Here is a 16,349-nt window from a genome sequence, read left to right on the forward strand (position 1 = left end):
CCGGCTGTCAGCGCTTGTACCGATAGGGGATCTCGGTCGGCTGCCCGGTGGGGCCGAAGTCCTGGCTTTCTTCGGAGTCTTCCGGCGCGGCGGGCTGGTCGGTGAACTCGTCGAACCAGCCACGCGGAGTCCCGCGCGGCGGGGTGGGCGGCTCTTGGCGCGAGGGTTGCGGAAGGGCGGTGTCCCTCCCGGGGAAGACCGGAGGCGCCGAGCTCGGCGGGACGGGCGGCATGGTGCCGGGACCGGGGAAGACCGGACGTGCCGGGGCGGCGTGGCGGGCCGGGAAGGATTGAGGGGGCGACTCCGGGCCGGGGAAGACCGGCTTGGAGCGCGCTGGTGGGGTGGGTGCCGGGCCCCAGGGAGGGTTGGCTGCGGCGGGTTGCTGGGGGCCGGCCGGCGGGTGCTGGACCGCAGGCGGCTGCTGCCCGGCGGGCGGCTGCTGGCCCGGCGACTGCGACGCGGCGGGTAGTTGCTGCTGCCCCGGTGACTGCGGCTGCGGCTGCACGGCGGGCGGTTGCTGCTGAGGCGGCGACTGCTGGACCAGCGGCTGCGGACCGGAGGTGGGCTGCTGCTGGGTCGGCGGCTGAGGGCCGGAAAGCGGTTGCTGCAGGTCAGGCGACGGCGGCTGTGCGGCGAGCGGGCGCGGCTGAGCTGGTGACAGCGGCTGCGGGTCTGCGGGCGACTCCTGCCTGGCCGCCGACTGCTGCTGTACGGCAGGTGGCTGCGGCTGGAGCGGCGCCTGCTCACTGGCAGGTTCCTGCGGGCCCAGCGACTGCGAACCGGCGGCGGGCTGCTGCTGACCCGGTGACTGCGGGCCGGAAGGCGGTTGCTGCGGTTCAGGTGACTGCGGCTGCGCGGCAAGTAGCTGGTCGGATGCTTGCGGACCGGCAGGCGGGTTCTGCTCGGCAGAAGCCGGCAACAGCGATCCGGCAGCCGGCTGCGCCACAGTCGGCGGCTGCGGCTGGATCGGCGACTCCGGCAAGGCAGGCGGCTGGTGCGCGGCTGCGGGCGACAGCGGAACGGCAGGCGGCTGCTCCCCCTCCGATGCGACCGGCGACTGGGGCACGACAGTCGATTGTTGCCGCGCCCACGGCGGCGCAGCAGGCTGCTGCTGGGCCACACTCGGCGATTGCGGCTGCTGCCCGGCGGTCGGCTGAGGTTCCTCGGGCCGTTCTTCCGGCTGCGAACTGTCCGACGGCACCACAGGCGACTGCTGCGAAGCATCCGTCACCGGCTGCTGAACCTGCGCTCCAGGAGCGTGGGGGGTGTCGGCATCTTGCCCGGCGGACTCCGGCGCAGCAGGCCCAGCCGGGAAGTCAGCCGCAGCCGAATGAACCGCCTCATGCCCAGTTGATTCCGGCGCAGCGGTTCCGGCCTCATCCCATGGCTGCGATTCGCTCGGCGCCGGTTCGGCAGCCTCAGGTCCGACCACATCACCAGGCTCGGACTCCGCGGCATCCCGCGGCTCCGGCTCAGCTGGTGAGAGCACCGGCGCCACATCCCGTGGCCCAGGTTCGGCCGGCGCGGGTTCCGCTGCCTCCGGCTGAACCTCGTCCCACGGCTTCGGCTCGGCAGGTTCCGGCGAAGACGCCTCCGGCTCGACCGCGACACGCTCCGGTGCGGGCTCAACCGGGGCCGGTCCCGGCTCCGACGGCCCGGCCCCCACCTCCGCCTCAGGCTGGTGACGGACCTCGGCTACCGCAGATCCCTGGCCGGCCCCATGCACCTCCGGCCGGGACGTGGACGGGTCCGGCTGAACCACCTCAGGCTCGATCTCACGCTGGTACGCGCCCGCCGTCGGCTCCTCGACCGGCGGTTCAGGCTCGACCGCCGCGTGCGCGCCGCGGGTCTCCCCCGGTGACCCGCCCGCCGGACGGGTCTCGGGAGCCGCGTGGCGGGCCGGCTTCACCGGGCCCGGCAGCTCCGGTTCCGCCGCCACCGACCACTCGCGGTCTTCCGGCTGCGGACGTCCGCGGGGCGGCTCCTGGTTCCACGCCGGGCTCGCCCCCGCTGCGGACTGCCGCCACCCCGGCGGCACGTGCTGCTCGGGCGTCCCCGGGACCGGCTGCACCGGCGGGGGCGGGTGGGGCACCGTGCGCCACACCGGTGCCGGCCCGATGTTCATCGGGGCCGGCGCCTGCCCGGGCGGGGCCCCCGGCGGCGGCGGTGTGGGACGAGCCGCCGGCCGCGGGATCGGGTCCAGGGTCGACACCAGGACCGACGTGTTCTCCGGGTCCTCGACCTTCCGGCCGCTCCGCTCGCGGTAGACCATCTGGCCGTCGGCGTCCATCTCCACCAGGTAGCCCGCCTCCGCGAGCTGCTCCTCGTCGAGGTCCGCCAGCCTCTCGTACCTCGAGGGCACCACGCGGTAGATCGGCCAAGCCAGCGAAGCGTGCTCGGCGTGGAACTGGGCCAGCAGCGCCGCCATCTGCTGCTGCCACGGCAGCGACATCCCCTCCGCCAGCGACCGGGGCAGCACGACGTACCCCGCGTCGACGCCGGGGTAGCCGTGGCTCAGCTGGTCGGCCAGGGGCGTGCTGGACGCGGGGCGAGCCGACTGCCGGGGCGGCTGGGGCGCGCCGAACAGCGCCGCCGGGTCCTGGGGCTCGCCCTGACCGGGCTTGCCTCGCCTGCCGAATTTGCGTCCCACGTGCTCATCCTCTGCCAGTACGCGGCCACCTGCTCGTGGAAGCGCCGCGACGTCGGGTGAATCGATTCCGCTGTCGGCCGAATCCGCCGGCCCCTGTCGTATCAAGGGCCCTCAACCCATGCTAAACGCCGGGACGGACGGCCTGCGGAACCACTTCGGCCTCGTCGAACGAGAACGGCCGCGTGTGCACCGGGACGCCCGTCTGCTGCGCCTCGACGACCTTGCCGTCGCCCAGGTACATCATCACGTGGTGGATCGTGTTCGGGTTCGACGGATCCGTGGCGAGGAACAGCAGGTCACCGGGCTGCGCCTCGCGCACCGGCAGCAGCGCGCCCGCGTGGTACTGGTCGCGGGAGACGCGCGGCAGGATGATCCCGGCCGCCTCGTACGCGCGCAGCATCAGACCCGAACAGTCGTACGCGTTCGGGCCCGTGGCGCCCCACACGTACGGCTTGCCCTGCTCGCCCAGCGCGAAACTGATCGCCTTGCCGGCGGCCTGGCTCGGCGGCAGCAGCTGCCCCAGCCCGGTGCCGCAGGCGACGACGTCGACGACCTGGCCGACGTTCTCCACCAGCGTCGCCGCCATCGGCTCCCACTTGTGGTAGCGGTCCGGGAAACCCGAGCGCTCGACGGCCTGCGCGGCGTCGCCCGGGCGCTTGTTCTCCCAGTCCGGCACCGCGAGCAGGACGTCGTAGAACTTGTTGACCTCGTACGTCGGGTCGGTGACCTGCGCGTACGAGCCCCAGCCCATCGACGGGCGCATCTGGAAGATGCCCAGGGAGTCGCGGTCGCCGTAGGTGAGGTTGTGCAGCCCGGACTCGGTCATCCCGGCCTGGATCGCGACCTGCCACGCGCGCGGCGCCAGGGACCGCTGCTTGCCGATCGTGATGATCAGCGCGACGATCCCCTTCTGCTCGTCGTCCAGCTTCGACGCGTCGACCGTGCCGCGATCGCCCCCGCCGGGCTGGGTCGGCCCGACCGAGGCGTCGCAGCTCATCAGCGACACGCCCCGGGCCTGCGCCTGCTGGTTGTCGATGACGACCTTGGCGGCGACGGCGGTGACGATCAGGGCACCGATCGCGACGAACACGACCAGCCCCAGCCACAACCCCAGCCGCCGCACGGTCAGCTCGCCTGGTCGTAGTCGGCGACGCGCCACCCGGCGTTGGTGTTCACGACCGTGATGGCCAGCTTCGGGCCGTCGGTCGGGATCGTCAGCTGCACCGAGCTGGTGTACGACGTCCCGACCTGCGGCTCACCGGTGACCTTCGTCGCCGGGATGTTCGCCGGGTCGACCGACGCCATCACCGGCAGGTACTCCTCGGTGGTGAACGGTTTCAGCTTGGCCAGCCACTGCTCGGAGGTGATCCCGGCCGGGTGGTCTACCCAGGCCGCGGCCCACTGCTTGGCGACGCGGATCGCGTCCCCGTTCGGCGCCGCCGTCGTCGGGGTGGCCAGCGGCGCGGACAACCGCGTCGGCAGGTTCGACGTCGGCACCGGCGCCGCGACACCCGGCGGGGTCGCCGTGACGGACGTGGTGGGCGTCCCGGTGGTGGGCGACGCCTTGGCCTGCGGCTTGCCGACCGCCTTCGGCAGCACGATGCCGAGCGCGGTGACCAGGATCGCCAGGAACACCAGCGTCCCCATCAGGTGGCGGGGCGAGCGCAGCGGCCAGCCCCACAGGCGCCGGTAGACCGCGGCCCGGCCGCGGTTGGTGCGGATCGGCATCCGTCACCGCCCCATCACTTGGTCGGTGTCACGGGGTTCTTCGCGAACCTCGATGCCCCGAGACGGCCGGTACAGCACGAAGACCGGCTTGCCGGCGACGACCTCGGGGTCGACGCGCCGCGGTTGCGCCCGCACGCCGGGGGTCCGCGGCACGTCCTGCGGCGTGTAGTCGCTGAAGCCGGACTCGGGCGTGCGCAGGTCGGACGGCACCACGACGGGCTCGGGCTCGTCGTTCCAGCGGCGGTCGGCCACCGGCGACGTGTCGACGCGCCGGCTCTCCTCGCCCCGGAGCGTCGGACGGCCACCCGCCCCGACGACGACGTAGTCGCCGGGGTCGCCGTTGGCCGGGTTGTACTGGCCGTACACCGGTGAGCCGGGACGTCCGCCCGCGGGCAGGGCACCGGCCGGGCCGCCGTTGATGGCTCCCGGCCACGCGCCGGACCACGCCGCGGCGGGCCGGGACGCGCCCGAGGTGTGGTCGAGGCGCTGGGCGTTGGCGAAGATCGTGGCCTCCGGCCGGAACCGGCCGCCACCGGCGGTCGCGCCGAGCGGACCGCGCTGCTCGCCGTCGACGACGTCGTCGGTGTCGCGCACGTTCTGCCAGAACTCGTCCTGCGGCGTCGGGCCGGTGCGGTTGCGCTTGAAGCGGGAGAAGATCCCGCCCCCGGGCGACGGCACGGCGGCGCCGACCATGCTGACCGACATCTCGACCATCTGCCACAGGCGCCGGACCGGACGGCCGACCATGAACAGCAGCACGGTGATCAGCCCGGCGAGCACCATCTGCGTGAGCATGTTCAGCGAGTTGCCGGCGTCGAAGATGGCCTGCAGCAGCAGTGCGTGCACCCCGGCGAGCACCGAGAGCACGACGAGGTTGAACGCGACCCCGCCGGCGACCTTGAGCACGCGGCGCAGGATCTCCGGGTGCAGCAGGGCGACGAGCCCGATCAGCGGCGCGGTGAGCGCGAAGAGGCGGATCAGGACCTGGGCGAGGAGGACGCTGGCCTTGGCCAGGAGCTGGAAGAGCGAGTAGACGAGCGCCTGGCCGAGGGAGAGGAAGCCCGCCCCGGTGCGGCCGCCGGCCTCGCCGGTGAAGTAGCCGGTGGCGGGGCCGAGCTTGGTGGAGATGTCCTTGTAGGCGTTCTTCTTGCCGTCGATGACGGACTGGTTGCCGTCGTCGCCGTTCACCAGCTGGTTGCGGGTGAACGCCTGGGCGTCGAGCAGCGGCTTGCCGTACTGCTCGGCCTGCGGTGCCGTGGGCGTGCCGAACTCCCCGCGCAGCCAGTTGTTGTAGACGATCTGCGTGTGGAGCTGGGTGGGCAGGATGTCGCGGACGATCCGGTCGCCGCTCTCGTCGACGAAGCCCGCCTGGATGTTCGTGGTGGTCTGGACGATCGCTTTGTCGATCGGGTCGAAGTACCGCAGCATCGCCAGTGACGACGCGGCGAGCCAGATCCCGGCCAGCGCGTAGAGCGCCCGCTTGCTGACCGCGGCCAGGTCACCCCGCCAGATGTTGCGGAACATCATGATCGACAGGATCAGCGCGACCAGGCCGAACAACTGGGCGTAGATGTTGTTGTAGACCTTCTCCGCGCCCGACTTCACCGCGTTGTAGATCGGGTTCAGCAGGCCGCCCTCGAGCACCGTGTAGTGCAGCGAGTTGGTGGCGCCGACGATGTTCTTGCCCAGGTTGAACAGCTGGTTGCCGCCCCAGCTGTCCAAAGTGGACCCCGCCGGGGTGAGGTTCAGCCCCGAGCAGTTGGTCTCGAAGGTGTTCCAGACCATGCCCGCGTAGCCGTAGTCGATGTAGGCGCTGTTCGGTTCGCCGTGGCCCTCCGGCGGGTCGATCGCGCCGACCATGCCCGCTCCCGGACGCTCCGGGTTCGGCGCCTCACCGCAGGCCGCCGCGCTCGCCGCGGGCGCCGTGGCGATGGCCTGCAGGCCGAGCACCAGCACGACGGCGAACATCGTCGCCTTGCGGCTCGGGACGCGGCGCGCCTTCGGGCCTTCCTTGACCCGGCGCTTCAGCGCGTGCCATGCGGCGGCCAGCGTCAGCAGCACCGCCAACGTCAGCAGGGTGTTCATGCGGCACCCTCCGCGGTCGCCCGCGTGGGTACGGCCGTCCGCGGGGGACGGCAGGCCCGCCCCTCACAGCCGGGGGCGGTGCGGCTGCTCCGGGTCCGTGCGGCGCTCATGCGGCGTCCCGGCCGGTGCCGCCCTTTCCACCCGTGCGGGCGTGCTGCTGCCCGCCGTGGCCGTTCTGGCCGGTGGCGCCGGTGGACGGCTGGACCCCACCCTCCACTTCGCCTGTTTCGGACGCCAGTGGGTCCGGGGCTCCGAGGAGGTTCTCGTCGGCCAGGCCGACCTCCAGCTCCGCCGCCAGCTCGAAGTCCTGCTCCAGCTCGATGTCGTCCTCCGGCGGCGATGCCACGAACGGCTTCTTCTCGTCCGTGACCGGCAACGCCAGCTCGTTCCCAGGACGACGCGAAGGCGCCGCGTCCTTCGAACCCGGTGTCGTGTCCATGACCGCGCGCAGGTGGTCCAGGTGCGGGCCCGAGAAGTCGACGCGGATGCGCTCCACCCCGCCCGCGCCGTCGCCGAAGATGAACTGGCGGGGCTCGACGTCCCGCTCCAGCCCGCTCCGCTGGGAACCCGGGCGGCGCCCCAGGGCCGCGACGACCTGCTCGTAGCCCACGCCCACCGGCACCTTCAGCAGCCGGAGCGCGTCGGCCTGGGCGTCGTCGTCGTCCAGGCGGCCGACGAACACCGAGTCCAGCAGGGTCACGAAGCCCTGGATCTTCAGGAAGTCCGCCGGGATCTGGGACGACAGCAGGACACGGACGTTCCACTTGCGCGAGTCACGCGCGAAGCGGTTCATCAGCACGCGCCCGGTCGGGACCTCGGACAGGAAGAACGCCTCGTCGATCCAGACGCCCTTGCGCATCTCCTTCGGCTTCTCGTACACCGACCGCTGGGTCAGCCACGCCGCGAGGTTCAGCATCTCGACGCCGAGGGACTCCGCGTCCGTCCAGTACTCGCGGGGGACGCCGTCCTTGGGCAGAGTCAGGCCCGCCATCGTCAGGACCGTGAGGCGGTCGTCACGCGTCTCGGAGTACGGGTCCGCGTCGGTCTCCGGGATGAGCAGTGCCATCCGCTCGCGCATCTCGTCGAGGAAGTCCGCGACGACGCCCGCGTGCTCGTGGTGCTCGCTCGAATCGCGCCGGAGCGCGTCGATCACCTGGCCGGGATCCGCGTCGAACCGGCCGCCGACGGCGCGGACCGCGCGCAGCAGCACGATCCGGGTCTGCGCCATGCGCGAGACCTCGTACGGCAGGACACCGGTGAGGACGTCCAGCACCAGACGACGCCGGGTCGCGCCGGCCAGGGCCTTCTCGCGGCGCCAGGACCGCTCGGGGTCGTCCTCGTCCATGAAGTGCTCGATCAGCGGCTCGGCGACCACCCGGTACGGGTTGAGGATCCCCGGCTGGGCGTTGAGCAGGTTGATCGGCCGCGCGTACGGCCGCAGCTCCGGCAGGTCGCACAGCCGCGACAGCGGGCCGGACGGGTCGAGGATCGTCCAGTTCGCCCCGGCCCGCAGTGTCTTGTAGACGATGCCGCCGCCGAGGAACGACTTACCACCACCGAGGCCCGCCACCATGGCCGTCAGGCCGGAGCCGTCACGGATCTCCTGGGCCATCCACGGGTCCCAGGCCACCGGGCGCCGCGTGGCCGTGCACGTCTCGCCGAGCAGGATGCCGCGGCGGTCGCCGACCTCCGCGGTCGCCGTCGGGACCGCCGAGGACGCCCAGACCACCGAGCCGCGGCGCATGTACGCCGCCGAGGCCAGCGGCTCGCCCGGGATGAACTCCCGGGCCATCGCGTACTGGGCCTCGGGGTGCTCGATGGCGATCTTCGGCTTGTAGAGGTCCAGCAGCTGCTGGGCCAGGCGCAGCGCGTCGCGCTCGGTCGGGCCGGACACCGCCAGCCGCCACCAGGACCGCACGCGGGTGGCGAGGGCGGTGAAGCCCGACGTCATCTCGTCGTCGATCTCCAGCACGCGCCCGGCCTGCCGGTTGAGCGACTGCGGCGGCTCCAGCTCGTGCTCGTCGGTGTAGTGCTTGACCTGGGAGCGCACCTTGTTCATCTGGCGCTGCAGCTCCCCGGCCACCTCCTCGGGCCGCCGGACGTAGATGCGCGCGGACACCTCGACCGCGGCCGGCAGCCGGTCGGCGTGCTGGATCCACGGGTCGTCGACCTCGGGGATCTGCAGGCCGTGCATCTGCCCGACGGTGAGGATGGCCAGGTGCCGCGAGACGCCGGCGTTGGAGCCGGTGCGGCCGCGGACGGTGACCGTCGGCGCGTACGGGTCGGCGTAGTAGTCGGCGGCGTCGGTGAAGCTGGCCAGGTCTTCGGGCTCCCAGGCCGCACCGGGCACCGCGGGCATGTTCCGCGGCGCGGGCAGGCCGAGCGAGCACGAGCGGTGCATCAGCCAGGACATCTCCTCGGCGTGCACCGGACGGCCTTCCAGCCCGGCGCTGCCGATGACCTGGTCGAGGTGCTCGACCTCGGAGTCCAGCGCGGTCAGCTCGGCGTCGACGGCCTCGGGCAGGATCTTGCGCAGCACCGGCGCGGCCCGCTCGACCGCGCGGTCGACCATCCGCCGGGTCTGCACCTGGACGCCCAGGTAGACCTCTTTTTCGGCCATCGAACGGCCCATGAGCTGCTGCTGCTCGCCGATCAGGTAGTCGTCGAACGACAGGGCGCCCGGGACGTCACCGGGGCGGCCGTGGGCGTTGTAGACGTGCGCCTCGGCCCACATCCGGATCGGGTACGGCCGGTTCGTCACGCGCAGGTGCAGCCAGCGGCCCTGCAGCTCGGCGTACTGGCCCGCGATGGCCGCGATGAGGTCGCGCCGCTGCGAGTCCGAGCGGAACGACCAGCGCTGCGGCGCCAGCCGGTACCAGGCGTAGACCTCGTAGCCCGTGCGGACCAGGTGCCCGTCGATGCTGCGCACCGCGATCGACGGGGTGTAGGCGGGGATCGCCTGTTCGCCGGTCAGGCGCCGGCCGTTGCCACCGCCCGAGCCGTTCCGCGCCGCGCGGACCTGCTCGGGCGGTTGCCACGCGCCCGAGTGTGCGTCCCGACCCCGTTTTCCTCGGCTACCGCCGCGACCGAACAACGACTACCTCCCGGCCCGAGCCGTGGTGCCACGGCTCCGGCGCGCTCGTGGTGTTCCCTGGATCGCAGCACCCGGCGGCACGCCGTGGTGCTGGTACTGCCGCTTCCGGCGATGCTTCGGCAGCGGGCGCTCGGCCCGTACCCGGACGCGGCTGGCGCTGACGGCGCCGCCGGTGCCCGTGGTCCGTTCGCGGGGGGTGTTGAGCTCGCGCCCGGCCATCGCGACCACGGTGCCCAGCGGGCGCTCGTGGCTGATCTTGGCCGTGAGCAGCCGGGTGATCACGATGGTGGCGACGAACGCCCACGCCGTCGAGAAGAACCCGAAGCTCCACCCCGCCCAGCGTTCGACGCCGAGGACGACGAAGAACGCCGGGATGCCGATGAGCCACGCGACGTAGCGGGCTCTCCAGGGAAAAGTCGCTTTCGGCGGGCCGAGCCACACGGCGTCGACCCGGTAGACCTCGTCATCAGTCCTGATGCGCACGCCGGCCGCCTCAGCCGGTGAACAGGCCGGCGATCCACTGGCCCACGTTCACGCCCGCGCCGCTGACCGCGAGACCGATGATGGCGAGCGCGATGACCACGCCGGCGAGCCGCCGCATGACACCGGCGTTGTCGCCCTTGCCGCCACCCAGCCAGAGAAGCAGGAGTGCGACGGCCAGCAGCACCAGGGGGATGACGTTGTCGAGCAGCCACTGGCGCACGTTTCCCGTGCCCAGCTGACCGCCGGCGGCCAGTGTGTCGAGGGTGGTCAAGGTCATCATCGCGATACTCCCGGTGCGCGGTGGGGGCCGCGCGGTTCTGGCTCAGGCGGTGCTTCGAACAACATCATGGGGGCTACGAGGGGTAGTGGTCAAAGCGCGCTGCGTAGATGACGGCTGCCTTGTCAACCGGTGTGGCGCGCACGGCACACGAAAACTCCACGCCCACCATCATCGCGGCAAGGGCCCTCGGGTTAAAGGCCGGGCACCCATACTTCTCAGTGTGCTGACGAACTCACCCCATCGCCCGGGATTTGCTCACTGTGGGTACTGGTTCCGTGGCCGTTGTGCGGCCTGTGACAGTGTGACATGACCCGAACGGCCCCGTCGCGCGAGTCCGCTCTGTGACAGCCCTCCGGCCGGTCAGCACCCATGTCGATCTTGACCGCTCGCACTGTCCGTCACAGGGCGCGCAAAACCTCACACCACTTTCACTACATAGCGTGATCTTGGTCCTCAAGCGCGGTTCTGGGCGAAAACACCCTTCGGGAACGCCCCGGCCGAAACCACGCGGCGGGTGAGGTCCCGGCCGAGCTCCTCCAGCCGGGCCAGCTTCGCCGGGCCGAGACGGTCCCACGGCGCCTTCGCGGCGGCCTCGGTCGCGACCTCGACGCGGTCACGCACCGCGACGCCTTCGGCGGTGAGCGCCCCGTCGCCGTCGAGGATCCCGCGGTCGCGCAGGCCCTCCTGGGCGGCGGTCCACTGCTCGTCGCTCCAGCCGCGCGTCAGCTTGGCCGCGTCGACGGTGAACCCGGCGCCGGTGGCGACGTGGGTGACGAGGGCTTCCACGCCGCTGAGGCCGTTGAGGACGAGGGCGGCGATGTGGCCGTCGCCGCGGTGCTCGCGCAGCAGCGTGATGGCGTGCCAGAGCGCGAGGTGCGGCGGCTCGGGCCAGTCCAGCCCGGCGTGCGCGGCGTAGAGGGGACGTCCTTCGGCGGTGCACCCGGCGGTGGCTTCGCGGGCGAGCTCGGCGGCCTCGACGACCTGGTCGCTCTTGAGCTCGCCTTCGCCGAGGAGCCGGGTCAGGGCTTTGTCGACGCCTTCGAGCCGGGCTTCGAGGACCTGCTCCGGCGTCGCGAGGGTCCAGGCGCGCGGGATCACGCGTGCGACGACCTCGGGGTTGAAGTTGTAGAAGGTGGCGGCGACGACCTCGGGCCCGACCGCGCCCATCGCGGCCGAGCGGCCGGCGAAGTAGGGCATCCGCCCCGGCCGCAGCCCGATGCCGGTGAGGGCCTGGTCCACCTCGGGCGCGAAGTACGCCAGAGCGTGCAAGGAATCGAAGGCCGACTTGAACCGCTTCTCGTCACCCGCCATAGCGGCACCCTACTACCGGGTAACCACCGGCGGAACCGCGCGCGGCGCGTGATCAGGCCCGTAACTCGCGTGATCGGAGCCGTGATCCGCGTGATCGGAGCCGGAACTCGCGAGTTCCGGCTCCGATCACGCGAGTCCCGTGGCCGAGCACGCGGCCGTTTCGGGTACGTGAGGCGGACGAGCCGGCATGTAAGCCGGATCCTGTTCCCGGGTCGCCTTGCGGCTCGCCGGGCGGCGGCCATCCATCTCGGCCTGCCGTCGCCGGCAGGCTCCAGCGGCCTACCCGCAGGCTCGGACGGGCCGTCCTCGAACGCCTGCGCAGGAGCTCGCGCTCCCTCTTGGCCTTGCTCCGGGTGGGGTTTACCCAGCCGTCCCGGTCACCCGGGACGCTGGTGGTCTCTTACACCACCGTTTCACCCTTACCCCGGCCCTCGCGGGCCGTGGCGGTCTGTTTTCTGTGGCACTTTCCCGCGGGTCACCCCGGGTTGCCGTTAGCAACCACCCTGCCCTGTGGAGTCCGGACTTTCCTCGGACCGGGTCTCCCCGGGCCGCGACCGCCCTGCCAGCTCGTCCGCGGAGCAGATGGTAGCTCAGTACCCGGCCGCCGCCCGGCTGTGGTGGCGGGGCCGCTCGGGTTCCGGCGGCCGCTGCGGCGGCACGATCGACGGCGCCGGGCGCTGGCGGGCCAGCTCGGCCGTCCAGTGCAGCACCGCGGCGGGGCTGTCGAGGCCGACCAGCCCGACGAGCCTGCCGCCCGAGACGAAGCCGGTGATCGGCCGGGTCCCGGACACCGGCGACTCCAGCAGGACGGTGTCGCTCCCGAGCATGGGCCGGCCGGCGACCTGGATGCGGACGCCGTGCTGTTCGGACCAGTAGCGCGGCACCGGTGTGTAGGCCGGGGAGCCCTGCGGGCCGGCGAGGAGGTTCTCGGCCGCGGCGCGGCTCATCTCGACGGCGTTGAGCCAGTGTTCGTCGCGCCGCGGCGTGGCGTCGTAGCGGAAGTTGGGCCAGCGGGCGACGTCGCCGGCGGCGACGATCGTGTCGGAGCCGAGGACGTGGCAGGTGGGCCCGCAGACGACGCCGTCGTCGAGGGGCAGCTTCGCGCCGCGCAGCCAGGACACGGCCGGGACGCTCCCGATGGCGACCACGACGCAGGCGACGTCGATCGCGCGGCCGTCGGCGAACTCCAGGCCGACCGACGTCGTCCCCGGGTGCCACCGGCGGATGGTGGTCCCGAGCTCCAGCCGGACGCCGCGGGCGGTGTGCAGCGCCGTGAGCCAGTCGCCGATGTCGGGTCCGAGGACGTCGGCCAGCAGCGCCCGCGACCGGCCGATGAGGACGACGTCGCGGTCCATCTCGCGCAGGCTCGAAGCGACTTCGCAGCCGATGAAGCCGTCGCCGATGACGGCGACCGGGCCGGGGTTGGTGGCGAGGGCCCGCTGGAGGGCCGTGGTGTCGGACAGCGTCCGGACGACGACGACCCGCGGGTGGCCGTGCGGCGCGCCGGGCATCCGGCGGGGTTCGACGCCGGTGGCGATGATCAGGCCGTCGTAGCGGAGTTCCTCGCCGTCGAGGTGGACGACCTGCCGGTTCGGCGACAGCGCCGTGACCGGGGTGTCGAAGTACCACTCGGCGTCGACCTCGAGCGGGTCGGCGAGCAGGGTCTGGGCCCGGCTGACCGCGCCGGTGAGCAGGCTCTTGGACAGCGCCGGGCGGTGGTAGGCGATGTCGGGCTCGGCGCCGAAGACGACGACTTCGCCGTCGAACCCGAGCTCGCGCAGCCGTTCGGCGGCGCGCAGGCCGGCGAGGCCGGCTCCGGCGATGACGATGCGTTCGGTCATCGGGTGGCTCCCAACAGGTGGATGGCTCGCATGGGACAGGCGCGCGCGGCCGCGCGGACGTTCGGCGTTTCCCCGGCCTCGGGCCGTTCCTCGTACTCCAGCTGCCCGTCGTGGCCGAGCTGGAAGACCCCGGGCGCCTCGGACTGGCAGACGCCGTAGGAGTGGCAGCGGTGGCTGTCGACGTCGATCCGCAGCGACGCGGCCTCGGGGTCTTCGGGCGCGGGTTCGATCAGCCCGGCCCGGACGAGGGCCGACGCGGGCAGCACGCGCAGGGCGGCCAGCACCACCGGCGGCACGAGCAGCGTGATCCCGGCGAGCCAGACGGCCGACAGGTGCCCGCTCGAGACGGCGCCGAGCCAGGCGTGCACGGCGAGCAGCCCGATGGCGAGGTAGCCGGCCTGGTGGAAGCGGAGCCAGCGACCTTCCCGTGCGCCGCGGCGCAGGCCGACGGTGACCGACACGGCGACGACGAGCTCGAGTCCCGCGATGCCGAGCGCGTGCCGCGGGGTGCCGTCGTAGAACGGGAGCAGCAGGTCGGCGGCGCCGAACGGGTCGTCCTCGAGGAAGAGGAACGTCAGGCCGTGCACGGTGCCGGTGGCGAGGGTGAACGCGGCGAGCAGGACGTGGCCGGTGCGCAGCGCGTCCTGGCCGCTGAACCGGCGGACCCAGCCGGTGGCGGCCAGCACGCCCCAGCACAGCGTGAGGCACATGCAGAGATAGGTGAGGCGGCCGGACAGCGCGGCGGCCTCGGCGATCCCGGTGTCGTGCGGGGACACCGGGAGCAGCGCGGCGGACGGGGACATGGGCGGGCTTACCTCCGGGTGCGCGGCTGGGTCCTGCCGGGAGTTCCGAGCAGGCGGAGCAGGCCGAACGTGGCGACGGCGGCGAACGCCACGAAAACGGCTCCGAGGGTGATGTCCCCGCCGTCGAGGGTGTCGTCCTCGGTGGCGGAGACGAGCAGCGACGTGGTCTCGGCGAGCCCGGTGCTCTCGAGGAGCGTCAGGTGGCCGAGCGAGGTGTCGACGGCGGTCTGGGCGAACGCGCGGACGTCGTCGTCGCGGGTCCCGGCGCGGACGGCGGAGGCGAGCCCGAAGAGGGAGCCGTACTCGGCGCGCAGGCGGTTGACGTAGGCGTGGTCGAACGCGTCGCCGGAGTCCGCCGAGATCTCGCCGGCCCAGGTGCGCTCCTGCGCGGTGGGCTCGGCGGGGAGGGTGATCGCGAGCCGGTCGGCGACCGCGCGCAGGGCGACGTCGAGGCGGGCCTGGTCGCCGGCGATGCGGACGGCGACCGCGCGCACGCGCTGGTTGGTGGCGCGCTCGCCGGCGAGCCGGCTCGCCGGCGTGGCCCACAGCGTGTGCTGCTTCAGGCGCATCAGCAGGGTGCGGTCGGCCTGCTGCAGCTCTCCGGCGGAAGCGGGCAGGGCGCAGCCGAGCACGAGCGCGGTCGTGGCGGCGAACAAGGCCACGAATCGGAACGGCATCCCCGTTTTCCCTTCGCGAAGCAGGTCTTACCGGGAGTTACGGGAGAAAGGCGTGATCCGGTTCTCGCCGTCACCTTTTAGTGACTGTGATGTACATCACAAGACACAATTTGAACCCACCATCGTCGCGACCGCGCCCAATAGGGCACCGAAACTAATGCATATGGCCTATTAAGTGGTTTTGCGCTACGCTCCGATGGCCCCACAGTCCGCCAGTCAGGTGAGGTTGCGAGCTTTATGGAAGTACTGGGCAGAGAAAGTCCGGGCCCCGTCGGCCACACCTCGTCCGCGACCGCGGTCGAAGCGCGCCCCGACACGGCGGACGACCTCGTCCCGTTGCTCTACAAGGACTTCCGCGCCACCCTGTTTTCGCAGGTCCTGGCCCTGACCAACCACGACCGGCAGTGGACCGAGGATGTCGTGCAGGAGACCATGATCCGCGCGTGGCAGCACTCCGGCACGCTCGAACGCGAGCCCGGAATGCTGCGCGGCTGGCTGCTCACGGTGGCGCGCCGGATCGTCATCGACGGCTGGCGAAATCGCCGGGTCCGCCCGCAGGAGGTCGCTCTGGAGATCCCGGAAAACGCCGAGTCCACCGACCGTGCGGACAGTTCGTTAGCCGCACTAACGATTAGCCGGGCATTGTCGGAACTGGACGAGAAATATCAGTCCGTCATCGTCGAGACATACCTCGCCGGAAACACCGTCCGGCAGGCGGCGACAATTCTGGGAATTCCCGAAGGAACCGCGAAATCACGGTTGTACACGGCAATGCGGCAATTGCGGAAGGCGCTCGGGGAAGTTGCGGTGCGATGAGGGGCAGGCACCGCGACGCCGCGGCCTACGAGCTCGGCGTCCTCGACGATCCGGAAGAGTTCGAAACGCACCTCCGCGACTGTCCCCGGTGCCGGGATCTGCTCACCGGGTTCCACCCGGTGTCCGCGGCCCTCGGCGAGGCGGCCCGGCTCGGCTACCTGCCGGGCGGCGGTTCTCCCGGCGGTGGTCCCCCGGTCGCCGGCGGCTCGGCCGACGCCGGTTCCCCGGCTTCCGGTCCGCCCGCCTTCGGGGGCTCCCCCGCTGCCGGCGACCCGGCACCCGGCGGCTCCGCCCGGCAGCGGTCCGGCGTGGCCGTCCCCGGCTACCCGCCGCCGAGCGACGGCGCGGCCCGGCGCCGGAAGCCGTGCGTGTTCACCGGCCGGCGGGGGCCGGCCATCGGGATGCTCCTGCTGTTCGCGCTGGGCGTGGCCGTGACGATCGGCTGCGCGGCCCGGCCGGCCACCGCGAGGACCTGGTTCGCATCCGCTGCGTCCATCGTCTCCCCTGCTCAGGTTGTGGCCGGTACCGGCCACGACCTGCGGGATCTCCCGTGGTCAGCCGGTTTCCAGTAGTCTGCCCCA

At 72.4% G+C, this 16,349-nt stretch carries 13 protein-coding genes and 1 other RNA gene; 2 read left to right on the forward strand and 12 right to left on the reverse strand.

From position 1 onward, the window contains the following. Positions 1-7: 7 nt before the first annotated feature. The 12 genes from QRX60_RS51440 to QRX60_RS05415 form a co-directional block, all read right to left on the reverse strand. Complete coding sequence (locus tag QRX60_RS51440) at positions 8-2,650, reverse strand: hypothetical protein (protein ID WP_332845827.1); 2,643 nt, start codon at positions 2,648-2,650, stop codon at positions 8-10. A 121-nt stretch (positions 2,651-2,771) separates the two neighbouring features. After that, entirely contained in the window at positions 2,772-3,758 is a 987-nt protein-coding gene (locus QRX60_RS05365) for a C40 family peptidase (protein ID WP_408630257.1), read from the reverse strand. Between the two features lie 17 nt (positions 3,759-3,775). Continuing rightward, a complete protein-coding gene (locus tag QRX60_RS05370) occupies positions 3,776-4,378 on the reverse strand; it encodes a hypothetical protein (protein ID WP_285999687.1) in 603 nt (200 codons plus the stop codon). 3 nt (positions 4,379-4,381) lie between these two features. After that, positions 4,382-6,463, reverse strand: a complete 2,082-nt coding sequence (locus QRX60_RS05375) for a magnesium transporter (RefSeq protein ID WP_285999688.1) — start codon at positions 6,461-6,463, stop codon at positions 4,382-4,384. 106 nt (positions 6,464-6,569) lie between these two features. Next, positions 6,570-9,557 (reverse strand): ATP-binding protein, encoded by a 2,988-nt coding sequence (locus QRX60_RS05380; RefSeq protein WP_285999689.1) that lies wholly within the window; start codon positions 9,555-9,557, stop codon positions 6,570-6,572. A 3-nt stretch (positions 9,558-9,560) separates the two neighbouring features. Next, positions 9,561-10,040 carry a hypothetical protein gene (locus QRX60_RS05385; RefSeq protein ID WP_285999690.1) on the reverse strand — a complete coding sequence of 160 codons (480 nt, stop codon included), beginning with the start codon at positions 10,038-10,040 and terminating at the stop codon, positions 9,561-9,563. Positions 10,041-10,050: 10 nt separating this feature from the next. Beyond that, complete coding sequence (locus QRX60_RS05390) at positions 10,051-10,320, reverse strand: hypothetical protein (RefSeq protein WP_285999691.1); 270 nt, start codon at positions 10,318-10,320, stop codon at positions 10,051-10,053. Between the two features lie 453 nt (positions 10,321-10,773). Next, positions 10,774-11,631, reverse strand: a complete 858-nt coding sequence (locus QRX60_RS05395; protein WP_285999692.1) for an SCO6745 family protein — start codon at positions 11,629-11,631, stop codon at positions 10,774-10,776. 174 nt (positions 11,632-11,805) lie between these two features. Next, positions 11,806-12,201, reverse strand: an RNA gene (gene rnpB / locus QRX60_RS05400) — RNase P RNA component class A. 20 nt (positions 12,202-12,221) lie between these two features. Next, positions 12,222-13,472 (reverse strand): NAD(P)/FAD-dependent oxidoreductase, encoded by a 1,251-nt coding sequence (locus QRX60_RS05405; RefSeq protein ID WP_285999693.1) that lies wholly within the window; start codon positions 13,470-13,472, stop codon positions 12,222-12,224. Beyond that, the gene (locus QRX60_RS05410; protein WP_285999694.1) at positions 13,469-14,275 is read right to left on the reverse strand and encodes a ferredoxin; all 807 of its coding nucleotides are present in this window, start codon (positions 14,273-14,275) and stop codon (positions 13,469-13,471) included. Before QRX60_RS05410 ends, QRX60_RS05405 begins: the two co-directional genes overlap by 4 nt. 8 nt (positions 14,276-14,283) lie before the next feature. Continuing rightward, the gene (locus QRX60_RS05415) at positions 14,284-14,952 is read right to left on the reverse strand and encodes a DUF4142 domain-containing protein (RefSeq protein ID WP_285999695.1); all 669 of its coding nucleotides are present in this window, start codon (positions 14,950-14,952) and stop codon (positions 14,284-14,286) included. A gap of 237 nt (positions 14,953-15,189) precedes the next feature. Here QRX60_RS05415 and QRX60_RS05420 point away from each other — a divergent pair, with 237 nt between their 5' ends. Together QRX60_RS05420 and QRX60_RS05425 are read left to right on the forward strand one after the other, a co-directional pair. Next, on the forward strand, positions 15,190-15,768 hold the full coding sequence (locus tag QRX60_RS05420; protein ID WP_285999696.1) for a sigma-70 family RNA polymerase sigma factor: 579 nt from the start codon (positions 15,190-15,192) through the stop codon (positions 15,766-15,768). After that, positions 15,765-16,340, forward strand: a complete 576-nt coding sequence (locus QRX60_RS05425; protein WP_285999697.1) for a hypothetical protein — start codon at positions 15,765-15,767, stop codon at positions 16,338-16,340. Before QRX60_RS05420 ends, QRX60_RS05425 begins: the two co-directional genes overlap by 4 nt. Positions 16,341-16,349: the final 9 nt, after the last annotated feature.

The sequence above is a fragment of the Amycolatopsis mongoliensis genome, from assembly GCF_030285665.1.
GTDB lineage: Bacteria > Actinomycetota > Actinomycetes > Mycobacteriales > Pseudonocardiaceae > Amycolatopsis > Amycolatopsis mongoliensis.

What these genes read in the sequence shown, in the direction of transcription:
- QRX60_RS05405 (WP_285999693.1), bottom strand. Translation starts at nt 13,472, where the DNA reads ATGACCGAACGCATCGTCATCGCCGGAGCCGGCCTCGCCGGCCTGCGC.
- QRX60_RS05370 (WP_285999687.1), bottom strand. Translation starts at nt 4,378, where the DNA reads ATGCCGATCCGCACCAACCGCGGCCGGGCCGCGGTCTACCGGCGCCTG.
- QRX60_RS05415 (WP_285999695.1), bottom strand. Translation starts at nt 14,952, where the DNA reads ATGCCGTTCCGATTCGTGGCCTTGTTCGCCGCCACGACCGCGCTCGTG.
- QRX60_RS05375 (WP_285999688.1), bottom strand. Translation starts at nt 6,463, where the DNA reads ATGAACACCCTGCTGACGTTGGCGGTGCTGCTGACGCTGGCCGCCGCA.
- QRX60_RS05425 (WP_285999697.1), top strand. Translation starts at nt 15,765, where the DNA reads ATGAGGGGCAGGCACCGCGACGCCGCGGCCTACGAGCTCGGCGTCCTC.
- QRX60_RS05420 (WP_285999696.1), top strand. Translation starts at nt 15,190, where the DNA reads ATGGAAGTACTGGGCAGAGAAAGTCCGGGCCCCGTCGGCCACACCTCG.
- QRX60_RS05395 (WP_285999692.1), bottom strand. Translation starts at nt 11,631, where the DNA reads ATGGCGGGTGACGAGAAGCGGTTCAAGTCGGCCTTCGATTCCTTGCAC.
- QRX60_RS05410 (WP_285999694.1), bottom strand. Translation starts at nt 14,275, where the DNA reads ATGTCCCCGTCCGCCGCGCTGCTCCCGGTGTCCCCGCACGACACCGGG.
- QRX60_RS05390 (WP_285999691.1), bottom strand. Translation starts at nt 10,320, where the DNA reads ATGATGACCTTGACCACCCTCGACACACTGGCCGCCGGCGGTCAGCTG.